The sequence below is a fragment of the Effusibacillus pohliae DSM 22757 genome (assembly GCF_000376225.1).
Taxonomy (GTDB): Bacteria; Bacillota; Bacilli; order Tumebacillales; family Effusibacillaceae; genus Effusibacillus; species Effusibacillus pohliae.
The window spans coordinates 11,924-30,326 of record NZ_AQXL01000107.1 but is presented as its reverse complement, the minus strand read 5'-3'; the positions used below and the strand labels follow the sequence as shown (position 1 = coordinate 30,326).

Sequence of the window (18,403 nt, the reverse complement as noted above, 5' to 3'; positions counted from 1 at the left end):
TCCTTGTTCCGAAGCATTCGCGGCAAACTCGTGCTGATGTACCTGCTGCTGATTTTGTTTGCGATGCAGTTGATCGGCGTCTATTTCATTCGCTCGGTCAACTCCTATTTCCTCGGAAATTTTTCGACAACCATTAACACACAGGCGCGGTTTTTGTCCGCTCAACTGGAACGCTACATGGAAAAAGAGATCACCCCGGAAACGGTGAAAGATATCGACAATCTGATTACTTCATTTGCCTCCGAATCGGAAATCTACGTGTTGAACAAAAATGGAACGATCATCGCCACGTCAGCCGACAAGTCGTATGTCGGACAGAAACGGCTGCGAACGGAGGTGACCCGGGCGCTGCTCGGCAGCAAGGACGAAGTGATCCGGGAGGATGCGCCGACCGGGCAGCGGTACACTTTTTTGGCTGTGCCGATCAAAAACGGTTCGGAAGTGGTCGGCGCGGTTTATCTGGTTGCCCCGATGAACAAAATTTACAAAACGATCAAAGAGATCAACGTGATGTTTTACACGGGGCTGCTGATTGCGCTCGTGCTGACGGCGATCCTTGGTGTGGCGCTGGCGCAGACGATCACCAGCCCGATTGTCGAGATTACGAGGAAAGCGAAGGCGATGGCAAAAGGCGATTTCAACCAGACCGTACACGTCCGCAGCGATGATGAGATCGGCCAGTTGGGCGAAGCGTTCAACTACTTGATCCACCGCTTGCAGGGGGCCTTGGCCGAAAACGAACGGGAACGGGAAAAGCTGGAGGCGATTCTCACCCATCTGAGCGACGGGGTGATCGCCGTCGATGCGTCCAACCGAATCGTGCGGATCAATCCGGCAGCCAAATTGTTGCTCGATTGCGAAGAAGACCCGGTCGGGCAGCCGATCAGCCAATTGCTGATGATCGAGGAAGAGCAGGAGAAGGCCGACTTCCTGATGGCTGGCCGGGAAATGCAGTTCAAAGGGCCGAAAGGACGCACTTTGCAAGCGTATGCCTCGCCGATTCGCGGCGAACAGGGGCATGCCGGGCTGGTGATCGTGATTCGCGACATCACCGAGGAAGAGCGGGAAGAGCAGGCGCGTCGCGATTTTGTGGCGAATGTGTCGCACGAAATCCGCACGCCGCTGACGACGATCAAAAGCTATCTGGAAGCGCTCGAGGATGGGGCGGTCGAAGAGCCGACCCTGCGCACCCGGTTTTTGCAGGTGATCCAAAATGAAACGGAACGCATGGTGCGTATGGTCAGCGAATTGCTGCAGCTGTCGCGGCTGGATGCCGGGAAGATGCAGTGGTCGTTCGCTGGCACCAATTTGCTGCAGATTCTCGATGAGGTGGCGGATCGCTTTTCGTTTCAATGCCGGCAGCAGGAAATTTCGATGTTTGTGGAAGTGCCGCCGACCCTACCAATGGTCTGGGCCGACCGTGACAAACTGGTGCAGGTGCTGGACAATCTGGTTTCCAATGCGTTGAAACATACGCCGCCGCAAGGGATGATCCGTTTGACGGCCAGCACCCGGCAGGATGTTGTGGAAGTGAAAGTGATCGATTCCGGCATCGGCATCCCGCCGAAAGACATCCCCCGGATTTTTGAGCGGTTTTACCGGGTGGACAAGGCGCGCTCGCGAAAATTGGGAGGCACCGGCTTGGGACTGTCGATCGCCAAACAGATCATTGAAGCGCACGGCGGTCACATTTGGATTGAAAGCGTGGTTGATCAAGGAACCACAGTCACCTTCACTCTGCCGGTTGCAAAGGAGGGGGCGGCGTGACGGCGAATCGCATCGAACGGGTGAAAAGCGCCCTGTTGGCAGTGTTGGTGGCGTTGTCGATCGTTTTGTCGATCGCGCTGTGGACGAACACGCCCGTGTTCGAGCCGCTGGATCAGGCCGGGTATATCCCGAATCCCGCTTTCGGGTTGGGAAAAAGCGTGGATCAAGTGCTGGTGCCTGTACAAATCTCGGCGCGGCTGGAGGACAAGAGTTTCACCGTGGCCGGACCGTTTACGGACGCGTACGAAAAAGCGTGGGACGAGCTGAAAAAGCTGACGGTCCGCGAGTGGCTACCGGTGGTGGATCCGGCCGCACTGCTGCAGGCGATTCACGCCGCCCCCTACATGCAATTTCAGTTCGGGACGGAATTAAACGCGGAACAGGTGTTTCGCATCCTGAAGACGATCGCACCCAACCAGTTCCCGCTGAAGGTTACCGCGATTCTCGTCTATCGGGACCCTGCCGGTGCCGGTTACGCGGCGCTGGTTGCGAAAGGACAGCCGGTCTACCGCGGCCGAATTGCGGAGCAGGCCGGACTGTTCCAGCAGCTGGCCCAGTGGGGCTCGCTGCCAAAGTATGTGGAGCAAACGGGAGCGAACGGGCCATTTTTGCTGCCGAACGAAAAAATCAGGGTACCGGTGATCACCTGCAAATCGGTACCGCTGCCGGCAGATTCATTGGCCCGGACGTTTTTTGTCGATCCGACGCTGACCCGCAGGATTCAGGAGCGGGACGGTTCGCTGATTGTGACGGACGGCAGCCGAACGGTGCAGATCTCTGCAAAAGGGCGCAAAATCCACTATTCCAACCCGCAGCCGCTGGAAAAACAGCAGGACTCGCAGCCGAAAGACAATGCGTTTCAGCGGGCGGTCGCGTTTGTCAATGAGCATGGCGGCATGCAGGGGGCGTATGTCGGCCGGCTGCAAACCGCCTGGGGGGAGCATCAAGAATATCTGTTCAACGAGTACCGGCACGGACTTCCGGTGTTGTCAGGAGTGACAGGAATTCAGGTGGCGCTGAACGGCAGCGAAGTGGTGGACATGACCCGCAGCGCGATGTACCTGGGGGCCGTTCTGAAAGAAGAGGTTGTGGAGATTCATCCTCCTGCACCAGCGATTCGGCAGGGGGCGAGCGATCTCTACCTGGCTTACGCTGCGAAGGAAGCGGAAGGGAACGTCCGGCTGCAGCCGGTATGGGTCGTGGAATACCCAAGGACACCGACGGCGATCTACGATGCGCAAACGGGCGAGAAATGGCTCGATACGGGGGAATGACAGGTGGACTGGAGCCGGGCGAAAACCTATCTGATTTTGACGTTCCTGCTGTTGGATATCGTGCTTGGGTATCAATATTGGCAAGCCCGCACCGAACAGGCCAGTTACGTCCAATCGTTCGCCGAACAGCTGGCGGAAGTGCGGGAACTGTTGGCTTCGCAAAAATGGGAGTTGCGTACCGAGGTACCGAAAACGACGCCTGAACTGGGATTTTTGCAAGTCCGGTACCTGCCGCTGCCGCCGGACGAATGGGCGAAGCGGATCGGCGGCGGCAAGCTGCTGCACCAGGGGCCTGGTCAGGTGACGGTTGACTTGTCGGAGAAACATATCGCGGTCAATCTGGAAGAAGACAATCCGGGCGACAAGGCGCTCGCCCAGATCGGCGCCAAACTGTCGCCGAAAGAGACGTACCAATACGACCGGAAGCTGCAGGAATCGAAAGACAGCGGCATCATCCAGTATCTGCAGATGTATAACAACTACCCGATTTTTTCCGCGCCGTTGGAACTGGTCGTGCAAGGGGGAAAGCTGATCCGGTATCAGCAGACCGCGCTGAATGTGGTCGGGGAAGGCGGCGGCAGAAAACAGGTGATTTCCGCCCTCCACGCGCTGCGATCCTTGTCCGAGTCGATAGACAAATCAGGGAAGAGGGCCGATAATAGGGTCATACGGGAAATTCGGCTCGGCTATTACAGCAAGCCGTTCAATGCGGACGAATGGTACCTGATCCCGATGTGGAGAATCCTCAGCGATCGGGAGGTCTATTACGTCAACGCGTTGACGGGGGAAGTCGAATTGGCAAGATGACGGGGACAAGCAGGAGGGCATTCGATGTTGCGGTTTAGTGTGCTTGCAAGCGGGAGTTCCGGGAACGCGGTGTATGTGGAAACGGAAAAAACCCGGATCCTGATCGACGCTGGCGTCGCTTGCAAGCAGATTGAAACGGCGATGGCGGAGATTTCGGTCTGCTTGGAAGACTTGGACGCCATCTTGATTACGCATGAACATTTCGACCACATCAAAGGTGTCGGGGTGGTCGCTCGGAAAATCATCAGCCAGCGGCGAAAAAAAGGGTACGAACGAACGGAAATCCCGATCTACGCAACCGAAGGTTCGTGGCATGACCTGCACAATGTGGTGAAAGAGTACCCGGAACCGTACCGGAAAACGGTTCGCGTGGGGGACAAGCTCGAATTCGAGGACCTGCTGATCGAACCGTTCCCTTTGTCGCATGACGCAAGAGAACCTGTCGGCTATGTGTTCTATCACGAGAACAACAAACTGACGCTGGCGACCGATCTCGGGTACATGAGTTCACGCGTGAAAGAAACGGTTGCCGACGCGGATGCGTATATCCTGGAAAGCAATCATGATATCAACATGCTTCGTGTCGGACCGTATCCGTGGCATCTGAAAAAAAGGATTTTAAGCGACAAGGGGCACTTGTCGAATGAAGCGGCGGGCGAAGCACTTGTCGACATCATGTCGGAACGGACGCTGGACGTGCTGCTCGCCCACCTGTCGCAGGAAAACAATTACCCGGAACTGGCGGAAGTCACCGTTCAGGGCATTCTGGCCGCGGCGAACAAACAGGTTCGCCTGCATCATACATATCCGGACAAGCCGACGGCGCTGTATGAGATCAAGCCGCGGTAGGCGCCTGTCCGCTGATGGGCCGGCTGTGTTCCGGTGGCGGTGTGCGGGAGCCGGGGGCGAACGGCACGCGCCGCCGTTTCCACTAGGGGGCTGCACCGCCTGCAGCCCCCTAGTGCTGGGCCGACGTAAGCTGCTGGTCGATTTGATGCTCTAGTTCCGCATCGAGAAGCTGCGCTTTGCCCAGCACTTCCTGCCGGCGGATCAGCCCTTTTTCCACCAGCAGTTCGATCAGCGCGGTCAACAGCAGCGTATTTTTGTAATCGATCTCTTTCAGATCGGCAATCTGTGCGAGCAAGTCGACCTCGGCTGTGAGGCGGCTTTTTTTCATGAGAACTCCTCCTCGAAATGGCGTCATTTTACTAGTATGACCGTTTGACCGATCCTGAAACCGGGTATGGAATGTGTAAGCGGGAATCTGAACAATTTATGTAAAAACCGCTTGATAAGTTGAGAAAAAAAACGCTTGGTTTGTATAATTGAAGTGTGCCGTGGTCTATACTACGGCATTAGATTCCTCAAGGAGGGGAGTGCGATGGGATTTTACGACGAGTTCGATGCCAAGCCGAAACGGACGTCCGCCCAATGGCTGGCATCTGTCATAATCGCGGCTTTGGTCGGCTCGGGCAGCACGTTGCTGCTGGTGCCAACGATGCTGAAAGCGAATTTGATCAAACTGCCGGAACAGAGTCAAACGGTGATTTCCAACGGCAACGGTCCGGTGCAAGGTGTCACCTATAATGTAAATTCGGATATCGTGCAGGCGGTCAATCGCGCGAAACCGGCCGTCGTAACGGTCGTCAACCTGCAAAAAGTGGACAGCTTCTTCTCGCAAAAGGATGAGCAACCGGTCGGCAAAGGGTCCGGCGTGCTGATCGACAAGCAGGGCCATATCGTCACCAACAACCATGTGGTGGACGGTGCGTCCGACGTCGAAGTGGTGATCAATGATGAGCATGTGAAAGCGAAAGTGCTGGGGACTGACCGCTTGACCGACTTGGCAGTCTTACAGGTTCCAATCGACAAGATCAAGGATATTCAACCGATCGAATTTGGAAGTTCCGACGCCCTGCAGATTGGGGAACCGGCGATCGCCATCGGAAACCCGTTGGGTGAGTTTGAAAAAACGGTTACAGTCGGTGTGATTTCGGCAAAAAACAGAAAAATCCCGGTTGAAGATCCAACTGGTCGAGTCACGTATGAGCAGACAGTGCTGCAGACGGATGCCGCGATCAACCCGGGAAATTCGGGCGGCGCCCTGGTCAACATCAAGGGGCAGCTGATCGGAATCAACTCGGCGAAAATCGCCAAAAGCGGAGTGGAAGGCCTCGGCTTTGCGATTCCGATCGATGAAGCGAAACCGATCATCAATCAATTGATGACCAAAGGAAAAGTGGTGCGGGCGGCGCTGGGGGTTGGTTTAGGCCTGGATGTCCGAGACATTCCCGAAAACTATCGGGCAGGCTTGACGATCGACTACGGTGTTGTCGTCTCCGCAGTTCAACCGGGCGGACCGGCGGATAAAGCGGGTATCCAAAAAGGCGACGTGATTGCAAAGATCGACAATGTCAAGATCAACACATTCCTTGACCTGCGAAAATACCTGTTTTCCAAACAGCCGGGTGACACTGTGCAGGTCACAATCTACCGGAACAGCCAGGAGAAAACCGTATCGGTTACATTGGGTGAATTGAAGTAGTAAAATAAAGAAGGATTGCCTATGATGCGGGCAATCCTTTTTTGTTGGGCGTTGGTATGGCTCCTTTAGCGGAGACTGCCGCCTTGCTTTGTTGACCGAAAGTCGACCCGACATCAAAGATCGTCTCCCTAGTATTTTGCGGTGGCCAGGGAAGCGAATCCATTGTTTGGAAAATGGTTCCTCGATCGTGCTATAATACTGTCAACATGGAGGTGCAGCATGATCACAGCGTGTGAGGAACATATCGATATGGCCTTGGACGAGTTTGTCAATACATATCAGGAACCACCCGAATTGCGACTGATCGAGGAAACAACCGTATTTGAAGACTGCCGCTCGAAATGCCAGTTTTGCGGCGAACCGGCCAAATATCTTGTGACAAGGGACGAACAGTAAATTTTTGATCGCGCCGGGGTTGTGGACGGCGTTTCATCTTGATTACGTCAAGGGGCGGCTCCTCTTCAACCCATGATCCGGCGGCAGGGGATCCAGTATGAACATCACAGTAGTAGCGGTTGGAAAATTGAAGGAAAAATACTGGGTGCTGGCGAATCAGGAATATGAGAAGCGGCTTAGCGCCTACGCCAAGGTGAAAATCGTCGAGGTCGCAGACGAACCCACGCCTGACAATCCATCTGCAGCCCAGGCGGAAGCGATCAAGGCGAAGGAAGCAGTACGCATTTTGGCCCAGATTAAGGAGCGGGATTATGTAGTGGCGCTCGCCATCGAGGGACAAGCCTTCACATCCGAAGCCTGGGCGGAGTATTTCGGACGGACCGCAAGCCAAGGGTACAGCAGCTTTGTCTTTGTCATCGGCGGCTCGTTGGGGCTGCACCGATCCGTTCTGGAACGTGCCAACCTGCAACTGTCTTTTTCAAAGTTCACCTTCCCCCACCAGATGATGCGGGTGATTCTGCTGGAGCAGATTTACCGGGGATTTCGAATTTTGCGGGGGGAGAAGTATCATAAGTAGCCAAATCGCACGTAAATAAAATCATTCTCATGTCAATAGATATAGCTTTGCTTTAAGGAGAAATCGCATGCAAAAAATAATCAACATCATCCTTAGCCGAGACCTGTCCAACTGGAACGAACGTAATCAAGAAGCATTTGACGAGCTGTTTGGTGCAAATGGTGGCCGGTATCCGGAAAGTGCTCGAAAAAGTGTCAAACTGCGCGCTCCTGAGTTCCGTGGAGATTCAGGAGTTCCGTTTGCTGCGTACATTCATCCTTCGAATCCTGATTCAGGTGCTTATGGAGGGCTGAGTTTCGTCATTTTTCCGGTTGAAAACGAACCGTGCCTGGTTGGGTTAGTTGTAGGTACAAAGGGACTCAGCCCGGACGAGGCTGTCTTGTCGAGGCCAGGCCATGCGAGAAAGGTTCAGTCTATTTGCCAATGGTTGAATCACCAATACGGCAAGGGAAAATTAATTGCGTGGGCTAAACATGACCCGATCCGAACAGACTTGAATGTTCCTGATTCTGTAAAACGTGAGTTTTCGTTGTACGAGTCGGTGTTCAAACGGTATGGTCACGAAATATACGGTCTTTTTGTACCCAATGCCGATCAAGAGGCCACGCGCTCAGCGGTTACTGCGTTTCTCGACTTGATGTTTGAAGAACGTGGCCATATGCCATTAAAAGGTGCACAGGCCGAATCTGAAACCATTCGTAGTCAATATCTTTCACACATGATGCCGACCGTATCGGAAGAGGATGTTATCGATCTCCTGAATGCTAGAAGGTTTGTAATCCTTCAGGGCCCGCCTGGAACCGGTAAAACCAGGATGGCCCGCATACTTCTCAATGAACATTTTCACGGAAACGGTTTCTCTGTCCAGTTCCATGCAAATACCACTTACGAAAATTTCATTGGCGGTTTGGCCCCAATGCGGACAGAAGGCGGATTCGGATTTCAATTTGCTCCCAAGAAAGGACATCTGATGGTAGCAATCGAGCGAGCTCTGCAAAATCCGGACAAACCCTACCTACTGCATATCGATGAGATTAACCGTGCGGATCTGTCGAAAGTACTGGGTGAGGCCATTTTCTTGTTTGAAGCGAACGCCGTGGAGGAGCAACGGGATTTGATGCTTCCGTATGACTTTGGCGAACCGTTCTATGACCGGCTTTGGTTGCCAAGCAATTTATACATACTTGGAACGATGAACAGCGCCGACCGCAGTATTGCCATCCTGGATATTGCCGTACAAAGGCGTTTTGCTTTTGTGAACGTTTGGCCGCAACTGAGTGTGATCCACGAGCATAGTAATGAGACTATGCAGCAGTTATTTATGGAACTGCAGTCCATTTTTGTGGAATACGCCAACGACGAGGCGATGTCGTTGATGCCGGGGCACTCCTACTTTCTCAATCCGCATGGAACCGATGACCTGTCCTTGCTTCGGGCAACTCTGCTGCCATTGCTGGAAGAGTACCTGGTGCAAGGGTATGTCACCGGCTTCTCTGAACAGATTCGCGCCTATATGCAGAAATTGAGGGTGTGACATGAAAAAGCGCAAGCGACAGTTTCGCCTCCTTCCCAGAAACGAGCCCCCTGCTGGTCAATCCCTCATTGAATTGTCAGACACCACGCAGGATCACCAAATCCCGGCTTCCATGCTGTTTCGCGATTATCGGGCCAGAGACCCGCATCCTATGGAAGCACGGCTGGCCCATTTATTTATCAAAATCAATCGAGGGATTATGCGGGATTTTGGCGTTAGCGCCGATGTCAAGTATGACGGGCAGGACGTAATGATTTCGTTTCAAACCCAATCTCATGTGGGGGCCATTCCACTTCTGTCCCCTACTACTGGTCAAGCAGATTACGGATTGGTGGTCCGACCTCGATTTGAGTGGATGGGGATCGGATCCATGCTTGGGGTGATGAATTGGCGAGTGGTTCCATCGATTCTGAACCTGCCTACTTTGCCTCAATCTGATCGCAAGATTCCGCCGTGGGTTCTGTCCTCCACCATTTTATTACGCTTGCGTCAGTTACTCGAAAACCTGGATCGTCAGTTCATCACGAAAGAAGAAGATCTGACATCTCCCAAAGGGACGATCCGATGGGATACATACGTTTCCAACCGAGTCGCGAATGCCCGGTTGTTGCAAGTCCCCTGCCGGTTTCCGGAGCTAGAGGAGAACCGTGAACTGAAAGCTGCCATCCACTATACGCTTCTCAAACAGTGGGCCGGTTTGGAATCCCAGCGGCAAGCGGGGGCCATTGTTCTCCGACTTCTCGATTTATGCCAGTCTCTCCTACAAAGAGTTAGACATATTCCTCCGAAGAAACCGACTGGTGTGTACTTGGACGCTTGGAAAACCAGAAGAGGGCATACGGATGTGTTCCGAAATGGACTCCAAGCCATCCACTGGACTGTGGACGAGCGAGGATTGGCTGGAATAGGAGAATTAGAAGGACTGTCCTGGATGATGCCCATGGAGACGTTTTTCGAGGCGTGGGTGGAAACCATCGTATCGCACTTGGCAAAGAGATACAGTGGCGTAGTCCGTACAGGAAGAAAGCGGGAGACAATCATTCCGTTACGATGGGATCGGCCGTATTTGGGGTCACAGAAGTATTTGCTGCCCGATCTCATTTATACCAGGGGGAATACGACCATTATTTTTGATGCCAAATACAAGAATCATTGGGAAGAGATGAGCGTGGAGCGGTGGGGTAATCTCGATGAGACACTGCGAGAACGTCATCGGATCGATTTGCTGCAGGTTCTAGCTTACTCTTCCATATCGACTGCTGAGAAGACCATCTGCTGTATGGTGTATCCCTGCCGTAGAAACACTTGGGAATCGTTGAAGGAACGAAACCGACTTTTCCACCATGCACACATTGGGGCGGGGGAAAAGACGATCGTGCTCGCACTGACGGCTGTTCCGATGGATGGGCAGATCGATCAGATTGCAGAGAGCATGCAAGCCATGTTGAAAACGGTGTGGACCCTAAATCAGTAAAAAGCCAGAGGTTGGACAAAACAAAAGGAATTCGCTGGTGAGCGCGGTTACAGGATAACTGTAAAAACCTCAGTTCCATTGAATGGTTCTGGGGTCTAACCCCCCATTCATTGCCCATATCCGATAGGTACGATAGAATGACAACCCAAAGCCGGGCGTCTCGATGCCAACAAAACCACCACAACCATCACACCCACACACCCGCTTCCCAAAGGAGGTACCCCACCATGTGGAACGAATTCAAAAAATTTTCCCTCAAGGGAAATGTGGTCGATCTGGCGATCGGGGTGATCATAGGGGCGGCGTTTGGGAAGATTGTCAAATTCAAACGAAAAAAAGAAGAAGCTGGCGAGGAGACGGCCAAACCATCGAAAGAGGAACAACTTTTGGAAGAGATCCGGGATTTGCTCAAACAGCAGCAGCAACGGACGTAAGCCTCGTCACTATTTTCTCCCCCGAATTTGTGGTACGGTAAAACTGTTGTCATCCTCTTACAGATCGGGGCGGCGTGTATGTGGAAAAATCGGAATGTCTGGATTGTGCTGGCCGGGGAACTGATTGCGGGGCTTGGGCTGTGGACGTCGATCATAGCAAATCTGGAGTTTATGCAGCGGCATGTGCCGTCCGACTTCCTGAAATCGCTGATTTTGGCGGCCGGGTTGTTGGCCGGTGTGCTGGTCGGCCCGTACGCGGGAAACGTGATCGACTCGAGCCGCAAAAAAACCGTCTTGCTCTATGCGGGGCTCGGGCGGATGGTGAGCGTGTGTTTCATGTTCCTGGCGCTCTCTTTTGAGTCTGTCTGGTGGATGGTGCTGTTTGCGGTGACCTTGCAGGTGGCGGCCGCCTTTTATTTTCCCGCCCTGCAATCGGTGATCCCGTTGATTGTGAAGGATCAGGACCTGTTGTCGCTGAACGGCGTGCACATGAATGTCGCCACGGTGGCGCGGATTTTGGGAACGGCGCTGGCCGGGCTGATGCTGGCGGTGATGAGCCTGTCCGCCCTGTATGCCGCTTCGCTCGTTGCCTATGCCTGTTTGCTGTTCGCCACCTTTTTCCTGCGAGTCGATGAACAAAAGCTGGCGGAGCGGCGGAACCGGACGGCTGAGAAAACCGGCTTCCGCGACATGTTTCCCGTCTTGCGGCAGTTCCCGGTGGCGGTGATGGTTTTGGTGCTGACGGTGATTCCGTCGGAGTTCATCGGCGGGTTCAACCTGATGGTGATCCGGATCAGCGAGATGCAGAACGACCCCCAGGTGAAGGGGCTGCTGTACGCGGTGGAAGGCGTTTGTTTTGTGCTCGGTTCGTTTCTGGTGAAAAAATGGGCCAACGGTCGCGAGCCGGTCAAGCTGTTGCTGCTGTTTGCCGGGGGGATCGCGGTGGCCCACCTGTCGCTCGCGCTGGCTGACCACCGGTGGACCTCCCTGCTTTCGTTTGGCCTGTTCGGCCTTTGCGCCGGGTTGTTTTTCCCGCTCGTTTCCACTCTCTTTCAGAAACAGATTCCGCGGGAGTACCACGGCCGATTTTTTTCGTTTCGCAATATGATGGACCGGGTGTTATTCCAGATCGTGCTGCTGGCGACCGGACTTTGCCTAGATACGATCGGGTTTGCAAAAATGGTGCTGCTGTTTGGGACGATTTCGTTCTGCATTACGATCTACTATGCTCTCGGTGTGAAAAAACGGCTCCTCTGTATGGAGAATCCGGAGATCAGGCAGCAAACGTGATGGGGGCGGTGATCCCCCAACCGGACTATGGTACAATATGGTAGACGGAAAAATCAAACGCGAGGGGGAACCGGGAATGCCGAAGTATATTTCCGATTGCACGGTGCTGCATAATGGGGTGGAAATGCCTTGGTTGGGACTTGGTGTGTGGCGGGTGAAGGAAGGGCAGGAAGTGGAGAGCGCCGTACGGTGGGCGATTGAGGCCGGTTATCGGAGCATCGATACGGCTGCGATATACGGGAACGAGGTGGGCGTCGGGCGGGCGATCCGCGATGCGGGTGTGCGGCGGGAGGATCTGTTCATCACCACGAAGGTGTGGAACGCCGACCAGGGGTACGAATCGACGCTGCAAGCGTTTGAACAAAGCCGCAAAAAATTGGGCCTCGACTATATTGATCTCTACCTGATTCATTGGCCGGTGAAAGGCAAGTACAAGGCGACCTGGAAAGCGCTCGAAAAATTGTACAAAGACGGCTTCGTGCGGGCGATTGGAGTCAGCAATTTCCAGATTCACCACCTGCAGGACGTGATGGCCGATTGCGAAATCAAGCCGATGGTCAACCAGGTGGAATTCCATCCGCTGCTGACCCAGAAAGAACTGCTCGGGTTCTGCCAAGCGCAGCAGATTCAGCTGGAAGCGTGGAGTCCGCTGATGCAGGGGAACCTCGATCACCCGACGCTGGCGGAGCTCAGCCGGAAATACGAAAAAACGCCGGCGCAGATCGTGCTGCGCTGGGATTTGCAGCAACAGGTGGTCACCATTCCGAAATCGGTGACGCACAGCCGCATTCTGGAGAACGCGAATGTGTTCGATTTTGAACTGTCCACCGAGGATATGGGGAAAATTGCCGCGATGAACCGGAACAAACGGTTTGGCCCCGATCCGGACAACTTTGATTTTTAACCGGCATGAACAGGGATCCATCCACGCTGCACAGGATTCTCGTGGGCCTGACCGGCTGGGGCGACCACCCGGACCTGTACCCGACCGCGCAAGCACGAAAAAATAAGCTACGCACTTACAGCGCCCATTTTCCGATCGTGGAAGTGGACAGTTCGTTCTACGCGATCCAGCCGGAGAAAAATTACAGCAAGTGGATCGCGGACACCCCTCCCGATTTTTCGTTCGTCATCAAGGCCTATCAAGGAATGACCGGGCATTCGCGGGGAGACCATCCGTTTGCCAGCCTGGATGAAATGTTCGAGGCGTTCAAGCGGTCGATCCAGCCGGTGATCCAGGCAGGCAAGCTGAAAGCGGTGCTGTTTCAGTATCCGCCCTGGTTTGAATGCACCCGCATCCATGTCAACGCGCTGCGCTACGCCAGAGAGAAAATGGGGGAACTGCCGGTCGCGCTTGAATTCCGCCATCGAAGCTGGTTTGCGCCGCCGATGCGGAACAAGACGTTGGCGTTTATGGAGCGTGAGGGCTGGATCCACAGCATTTGCGACGAGCCGCAAGCGGGACCCGGCTGCGTGCCGACTGTTTTGCACGCAACCAACCGCCGGTTGACACTGGTGCGTTTTCATGGTCGCAACGCAAGCGGCTGGAACCATACCGGTGACGAAACATGGCGGAATGTCAGGTACCTCTACCACTATAGCAAAGAAGAGTTGCTGGAATGGAAAGAGAAACTGCAGCTGCTGCAACAGACAACCGACGAAATCTGCCTGATTTTCAACAACAATTCGGGCGGGCATGCCGCCGCCAACGCCAAACAAATGATGCGGCTGCTGGGGATTGAAAATCAGGGTTTGGTGCACGGGCAGCTGGATTTGTTTCAGCTTTGATTTCAGACCTCCCGTGAACTTGAGGGATCCGGGAGAATTTTTTGTGTTCTAAATTACTAAATGTTATCAATATAATAGAATATTGTTATATAGAGAAGGAAGGTGATCGAATGAGCGAATCCTCGCAGCAGCAGACGGAGTTGCTGGGCGTTACGCCGGATGACCGACTGGAGCTTGGCGATTTGCCAAGCGGGTCAGAAGCGTTTCTGCTGATCAAAAATGCGTTGCAACGGCTCGGGGACATTCGGATTTTGGAGGTTGTTAGCGCGAATCCGCATTTCAAGGACGATCTGCGCAGTTGGTGCCGGCTGCATAAAGTTACATTGCTGAATGTGATGGACGGAGGTGACCACTACCGGTTTTTGCTCCGCAACACGCATCCTGCCGGCGAACAACCGGATTGGGGCACCCGGATCCCCTTGCGGGCGGGCGGCAAGCTGGATATCCGCGATTGGTTTCAGGGACGCGTCGGGGATCTGCTGGAACAAGCGCCCGCTTATATCGGATTCGTTCCGAGGGGAGCGGTGGCGGAACCGGGCGTGCCCGATTTCGGTTTTGACCTGAACCGCAAGGAGGAAGTGTGGGCGGACAATCTGCTCGATTTGTACGAGCAGGCGAAAGTGAGCCAGTGGAATGCCACCACTGACATTGCCTGGGACCGGTTGCGGCCGCTGCCGGACGACATGGAGTGGGCTGTCTGCCAGATCATGACCTTCCTGGCGGAAAACGAGTACTCGGCTCTCTACATCCCCGCCAAATTCATGGCGCGGATCAATCCGCACTACATCGAAGTCCTGATGTACCTGTCGACTTTGGTGCAGGACGAGGCGCGGCACATCGAAGCGTTTGCCAAGCGGGCGCTCGCCAACGGTGGAGGATTGCAGTATTCCTCGACGCTGACCGAGCGGTCGCTGCACAGTTTGTTTATTCAGGAGGATTATTTCAAGTCATCGTTTTTGCTGCATGTGTTGGGCGAGGGCACATTTCTCGACCTGCTGAACTTCGTTGAGGAATACGCGCCGGACTCGGTGTCCGAACAGATCGTCCACCTGGCGAAAATCGACGAGGGCCGCCACGTCGCCTACGGAATCGGGCACGTCCGCCACATGTTGCAGCGGAACCCGAAGCTGGTGCAATCGCTGGTGGAAGCGGCGGAGGAACGGAACGAATATCTGGCGGGGGCCGGAACCCACGAAAACTCGCAGCTGATGGAAGCACTGGCGATTCTGGCGGGCGGCGGCCGCACCCCGGAACAGCTGAAAACAGGCTTTGCAAGGGTGAAACGATTGCAGGAAGCGATGTACGAGCATCGGATTCAACGCATGCTGCAAATCGGCATGGACATGGCAACAGCAGAGAAAATTTCAACTGCGCATACACCCAATTTTATGTAAAAGGGGAGCTGGAACAACATGGCATCCGTATTGGAACTGGCGAAACAAATTACCGATGAAGTGGTTGCGCCGCTGGCGGCGGACATCGACCGCAGCGGGCGATTCCCCAAGGAAGCGTTCGCAGCGTTTGGAAAAGCGGGCTTGCTCGGTTTGCTCGTGCCGCAAGAAGCGGGCGGTTTGGGCGGAACGCTGGAAGATCTGGTGGCTGTCACGGAAACGATTGCAGAAAGCTGCGGATCGACGGCGATGTGCTATTTAATGCACTCCTGCGCGACGATGGTCATCGCGGCAAAAGCGACCGAGAACCAAAAGGAGCGGTATCTGCGCCCGATCGCCGAAGGAACAAAAATCGGGACGCTCGCTTTCAGCGAAACGGGAACGGGGGCCCATTTTTATTCGCCGGAGATCCAGGCGGCACGGGACGGAGAGTCGTTCGTTCTGAATGGCCGGAAAAGCTTCGTGACGAACGGGGATCAGGCCGATTTTCTCATCGTGCTGACCAACGCGCCGGACGCTGATAAAGGATTGAACATGTTCATCGTCGACAAAGACACGCCGGGCGTCCGCTTTGCAGGCGAGTGGGACGGCATCGGGCTGCGCGGGAACAACAGCATCTCGCTGCTGATGGAAAATGTGCGGGTGCCGAAAGCGCAATTGGTCGGTGCGGAAGGCGACGGGATGGACCTGATTTTTCAGGTGGTGGCACCGAGCTTTATTCTGGGTGTGTCGGGAGTCAACGTCGGCTTGGCGCGAGGCGCGTATCTGGCGGCGCTGGAGCATGCGAAAATGAGAAAATACGCCGATGGGCGTTCGCTGGCGGAAATCCAGGCGATCCAATTTTACCTGTCCGATATGTTCGGGGCTGTAGAATCTGCTTCCCTGTTCGCCCGGAATGCGGCGAAAGCGGCGGTTGAAGGACGGGAAGACGCGGTGCTGCGCGTGATGCAGTCAAAGGTGCTGGCTTCCGAAAGCGCGGTCAAAGTGACCAACCTGGCGATGCAGGTGTGCGGCGGCCAAGGCTACACGCAAAAGCTTCCGGTGGAGCGGTATCTGCGCGACGCGCGGGCAGGAGCGGTGATGGCACCGACCACGGAAGTCTTGAAGGAATGGGTCGGCAAATCGGTTGCGGGAGTCCCGCTTTTCTAAGGCGCGGGGTTGCTACGCCGGGAGGCCGCCGGGTTGCGGAACAACCGACCTGCTCCCGAGCTTGGCCGCGAGCGGGTGCACCTGGCGGGAATATAAATGACGAGGAGGAACTGACCATGGCGAGCAAACGGGCATTGTTGGTGGGAGCTGTCGCCTACGATCCGAAGGTGATCGCGATTTGGGACATCATCCGGGATTATTACCAGAAACACGAGTTTCCGATCGATTATGTTTTGTTCTCCAACTATGAAGCACAGGTCGATGCGCTGCTCAACCGGTTTATCGACATCGCCTGGAACACCAACGTGGCGTATGTGCGGATTCAGGCGGCGCTTGAAGGCAAAGCGAAAGTGCTGGGGATGCGCGATACGGACATTCACTTCACATCGAAAATCGTCGCGCGGGCGGACAGCGGCATCGACTCGCTGCAGGATCTGAAAGGCAAACGGCTCGCGTTGGGTAGCGCGGATTCGGCACAGGCGGCGATTCTGCCGTATCATTTCCTGAAACAAAACGGGATCGATCCGGAAACCGATCTGCAGCTCATCCGGTTTAACCTGGACGTCGGCAAGCACGGGGACACCGGCACCAGCGAATATGAGGTGCTGCGAGCGCTCAAGCAAGGCGAGGCGGATGCCGGCGCGATCGGCGAATCGACTTGGATTCGCATGCTGGAACAGGGACTGGCCGACTCCAGCGAGGTGAAATCGGTCTGGACGTCCCTCGGCTATTCGCACTGCAACTTTACGGTGCTGCCCGATTTTGACGACGCGCTCGGACGACGGTTTCGTGAGCTGCTGTTCGCGATGGACCCGAACGAGCCGGAGATCCGCAAGATGATGGAGATGGAAGGGCTGAACGAGTGGGTTGCGGCGGAAGGAGAGGGCCTTGCGGGATACAAAGTGCTGCAAGAGGCAATGAAGGATCAGGGCTTGCTGTAAAGAAGGGGCTGCTCCCGGTACTTGTGGGGCAGCCCCTTTTAAGCCGGATACTCCCAGCAGGCACAAGCCCGCGTTCCCGGCTTAACGCGCCGGCTGGATGATCTTTTTCACAAATTCCGGCAGTTCGAAGCACTGGTTGAGGATGCCCTCATTCACATACCGCGTATCTTTGTCAAACGGCTGATGGCCGTTCAGGTAGCCGTGGATTTTCGAACCGAGCGTAAAACTCCACAGTCCTCCTGGATAGGTCGGCACGATCGCCGTGTACAGCTTGGTGATCGGAAACAGTTGGCTGACGCGTTGGTACGTTTGCCGCATAATGTCCGCATGAAAAATCGGCGACTGGCTTTGGCAGACCATCAGTCCGTCCGGCTTTAAAGCGCGATGCAGATTTTGGTAAAAGCTCAGCTCAAACAGCTGTTTCGCCGGGCCGATCGGATCGGACGAATCGACGATAATCACGTCGTACTGCGCCTCCAGATTTTTCACAAACTCGACGCCGTCCTGGTAGATAAAACGAACGCGCGGATCGGACAAGTTCCCCGAGACTTCCGGCAAATATTCTTTGCACGCTTTGACCACCAGTTCATCGATTTCGACCAGATCGATCGTTTCCACTTGCTCGTATTTCGTCACTTCTCGGGCGGCGCCGCAGTCTCCGCCGCCGATGATCAGCACCCGGCGCGGATTCGGATGAAAGTTTAACGGAATATGGGAAATCATTTCGTTATAGATATACCCGTCGATTGAGGTGGTTTGCACCACACCGTCGAGCACCAGCATCCGACCAAAATCATAGGAATCGAGAATCATCACGTGCTGCAGTTGCGAATCTTTAGCGAACACCACTTCTTTGATGCGGTAGCTGATCTGCAGGTTTTCCCGTTCGTTTTCCGTCAGCCATATGTCATCATTATGATGGTGCAGAAATTTTGGCAAGGAATTCATTGTAACCTCCCGAATCAGCAGTATCCAAATTCGACATGTCCAGTACGATTAGTCTAGCACATCCATTTTTGAAAGGCCAACGAAAGGG

At 54.7% G+C, this 18,403-nt stretch carries 18 protein-coding genes; 16 read left to right on the top strand and 2 right to left on the bottom strand.

What is annotated here, in order from left to right; translation table 11 throughout:
• Positions 1–3: 3 nt before the first annotated feature.
• Genes C230_RS0105565 through C230_RS0105550 form a run of 4 tightly spaced genes read left to right on the top strand, consistent with a single transcriptional unit; the run spans position 4 to position 4,697 of the window.
• On the top strand, positions 4–1,767 hold the full coding sequence (locus C230_RS0105565) for an ATP-binding protein (RefSeq protein WP_018131049.1): 1,764 nt from the start codon (positions 4–6) through the stop codon (positions 1,765–1,767).
• The gene (locus tag C230_RS0105560; RefSeq protein WP_018131048.1) at positions 1,764–3,041 is read left to right on the top strand and encodes a YycH family regulatory protein; all 1,278 of its coding nucleotides are present in this window, start codon (positions 1,764–1,766) and stop codon (positions 3,039–3,041) included. Before C230_RS0105565 ends, C230_RS0105560 begins: the two co-directional genes overlap by 4 nt.
• 3 nt (positions 3,042–3,044) lie before the next feature.
• Positions 3,045–3,848, top strand: coding sequence for a two-component system regulatory protein YycI (yycI, locus tag C230_RS0105555; protein WP_018131047.1), 804 nt, complete (start codon positions 3,045–3,047; stop codon positions 3,846–3,848).
• A 24-nt stretch (positions 3,849–3,872) separates the two neighbouring features.
• A complete protein-coding gene (locus C230_RS0105550; protein ID WP_018131046.1) occupies positions 3,873–4,697 on the top strand; it encodes an MBL fold metallo-hydrolase in 825 nt (274 codons plus the stop codon).
• A gap of 109 nt (positions 4,698–4,806) precedes the next feature.
• On the opposite strand, the gene C230_RS0105545 is transcribed toward C230_RS0105550, so the two are convergent.
• Positions 4,807–5,025, bottom strand: a complete 219-nt coding sequence (locus C230_RS0105545; RefSeq protein WP_018131045.1) for a hypothetical protein — start codon at positions 5,023–5,025, stop codon at positions 4,807–4,809.
• 204 nt (positions 5,026–5,229) lie between these two features.
• Between C230_RS0105545 and C230_RS0105540 the strand changes: the two genes are divergently transcribed.
• From C230_RS0105540 to C230_RS0105485, 12 genes are all read left to right on the top strand, one after another.
• Positions 5,230–6,393 carry a S1C family serine protease gene (locus C230_RS0105540; protein ID WP_018131044.1) on the top strand — a complete coding sequence of 388 codons (1,164 nt, stop codon included), beginning with the start codon at positions 5,230–5,232 and terminating at the stop codon, positions 6,391–6,393.
• A 219-nt stretch (positions 6,394–6,612) separates the two neighbouring features.
• The gene (locus C230_RS21855) at positions 6,613–6,789 is read left to right on the top strand and encodes a CxxH/CxxC protein (RefSeq protein ID WP_018131043.1); all 177 of its coding nucleotides are present in this window, start codon (positions 6,613–6,615) and stop codon (positions 6,787–6,789) included.
• A gap of 97 nt (positions 6,790–6,886) precedes the next feature.
• On the top strand, positions 6,887–7,366 hold the full coding sequence (gene rlmH, locus C230_RS0105530) for a 23S rRNA (pseudouridine(1915)-N(3))-methyltransferase RlmH (RefSeq protein WP_018131042.1): 480 nt from the start codon (positions 6,887–6,889) through the stop codon (positions 7,364–7,366).
• Positions 7,367–7,433: 67 nt separating this feature from the next.
• Positions 7,434–8,900 (top strand): McrB family protein, encoded by a 1,467-nt coding sequence (locus tag C230_RS0105525; RefSeq protein WP_018131041.1) that lies wholly within the window; start codon positions 7,434–7,436, stop codon positions 8,898–8,900.
• 1 nt (position 8,901) lies between these two features.
• Positions 8,902–10,374, top strand: coding sequence for a 5-methylcytosine restriction system specificity protein McrC (locus tag C230_RS0105520; protein ID WP_018131040.1), 1,473 nt, complete (start codon positions 8,902–8,904; stop codon positions 10,372–10,374).
• Between the two features lie 227 nt (positions 10,375–10,601).
• Positions 10,602–10,808: an MscL family protein gene (locus C230_RS0105515; protein WP_018131039.1), complete on the top strand. Its 207-nt coding sequence runs from the start codon at positions 10,602–10,604 to the stop codon at positions 10,806–10,808.
• A 78-nt stretch (positions 10,809–10,886) separates the two neighbouring features.
• Positions 10,887–12,098 carry an MFS transporter gene (locus tag C230_RS0105510; protein WP_018131038.1) on the top strand — a complete coding sequence of 404 codons (1,212 nt, stop codon included), beginning with the start codon at positions 10,887–10,889 and terminating at the stop codon, positions 12,096–12,098.
• A 76-nt stretch (positions 12,099–12,174) separates the two neighbouring features.
• Positions 12,175–13,002, top strand: coding sequence for an aldo/keto reductase (locus C230_RS0105505; RefSeq protein ID WP_026174156.1), 828 nt, complete (start codon positions 12,175–12,177; stop codon positions 13,000–13,002).
• A gap of 5 nt (positions 13,003–13,007) precedes the next feature.
• Positions 13,008–13,886 (top strand): DUF72 domain-containing protein, encoded by an 879-nt coding sequence (locus C230_RS0105500; RefSeq protein WP_040393006.1) that lies wholly within the window; start codon positions 13,008–13,010, stop codon positions 13,884–13,886.
• 110 nt (positions 13,887–13,996) lie between these two features.
• Positions 13,997–15,280, top strand: a complete 1,284-nt coding sequence (locus C230_RS0105495; RefSeq protein ID WP_018131035.1) for a hypothetical protein — start codon at positions 13,997–13,999, stop codon at positions 15,278–15,280.
• Between the two features lie 18 nt (positions 15,281–15,298).
• Complete coding sequence (locus tag C230_RS0105490; protein WP_018131034.1) at positions 15,299–16,426, top strand: acyl-CoA dehydrogenase family protein; 1,128 nt, start codon at positions 15,299–15,301, stop codon at positions 16,424–16,426.
• 116 nt (positions 16,427–16,542) lie between these two features.
• A complete protein-coding gene (locus C230_RS0105485) occupies positions 16,543–17,367 on the top strand; it encodes a phosphate/phosphite/phosphonate ABC transporter substrate-binding protein (protein ID WP_018131033.1) in 825 nt (274 codons plus the stop codon).
• Positions 17,368–17,448: 81 nt separating this feature from the next.
• Here the strand turns inward: C230_RS0105485 and speE are convergent, their stop codons facing one another.
• Positions 17,449–18,315, bottom strand: coding sequence for a polyamine aminopropyltransferase (gene speE, locus C230_RS0105480; RefSeq protein WP_018131032.1), 867 nt, complete (start codon positions 18,313–18,315; stop codon positions 17,449–17,451).
• Between the last annotated feature and the right edge of the window lie 88 nt (positions 18,316–18,403).

Coding starts and splice junctions, on each gene's coding strand:
- C230_RS0105550 (WP_018131046.1), top strand. CDS start 3,873: ATGTTGCGGTTTAGTGTGCTTGCAAGCGGGAGTTCCGGGAACGCGGTG.
- C230_RS0105545 (WP_018131045.1), bottom strand. CDS start 5,025: ATGAAAAAAAGCCGCCTCACAGCCGAGGTCGACTTGCTCGCACAGATT.
- C230_RS0105540 (WP_018131044.1), top strand. CDS start 5,230: ATGGGATTTTACGACGAGTTCGATGCCAAGCCGAAACGGACGTCCGCC.
- C230_RS21855 (WP_018131043.1), top strand. CDS start 6,613: ATGATCACAGCGTGTGAGGAACATATCGATATGGCCTTGGACGAGTTT.
- rlmH (WP_018131042.1), top strand. CDS start 6,887: ATGAACATCACAGTAGTAGCGGTTGGAAAATTGAAGGAAAAATACTGG.
- C230_RS0105525 (WP_018131041.1), top strand. CDS start 7,434: ATGCAAAAAATAATCAACATCATCCTTAGCCGAGACCTGTCCAACTGG.
- C230_RS0105520 (WP_018131040.1), top strand. CDS start 8,902: ATGAAAAAGCGCAAGCGACAGTTTCGCCTCCTTCCCAGAAACGAGCCC.
- C230_RS0105515 (WP_018131039.1), top strand. CDS start 10,602: ATGTGGAACGAATTCAAAAAATTTTCCCTCAAGGGAAATGTGGTCGAT.
- C230_RS0105510 (WP_018131038.1), top strand. CDS start 10,887: ATGTGGAAAAATCGGAATGTCTGGATTGTGCTGGCCGGGGAACTGATT.
- C230_RS0105505 (WP_026174156.1), top strand. CDS start 12,175: ATGCCGAAGTATATTTCCGATTGCACGGTGCTGCATAATGGGGTGGAA.
- C230_RS0105500 (WP_040393006.1), top strand. CDS start 13,008: ATGAACAGGGATCCATCCACGCTGCACAGGATTCTCGTGGGCCTGACC.
- C230_RS0105495 (WP_018131035.1), top strand. CDS start 13,997: ATGAGCGAATCCTCGCAGCAGCAGACGGAGTTGCTGGGCGTTACGCCG.
- C230_RS0105490 (WP_018131034.1), top strand. CDS start 15,299: ATGGCATCCGTATTGGAACTGGCGAAACAAATTACCGATGAAGTGGTT.
- C230_RS0105485 (WP_018131033.1), top strand. CDS start 16,543: ATGGCGAGCAAACGGGCATTGTTGGTGGGAGCTGTCGCCTACGATCCG.
- speE (WP_018131032.1), bottom strand. CDS start 18,315: ATGAATTCCTTGCCAAAATTTCTGCACCATCATAATGATGACATATGG.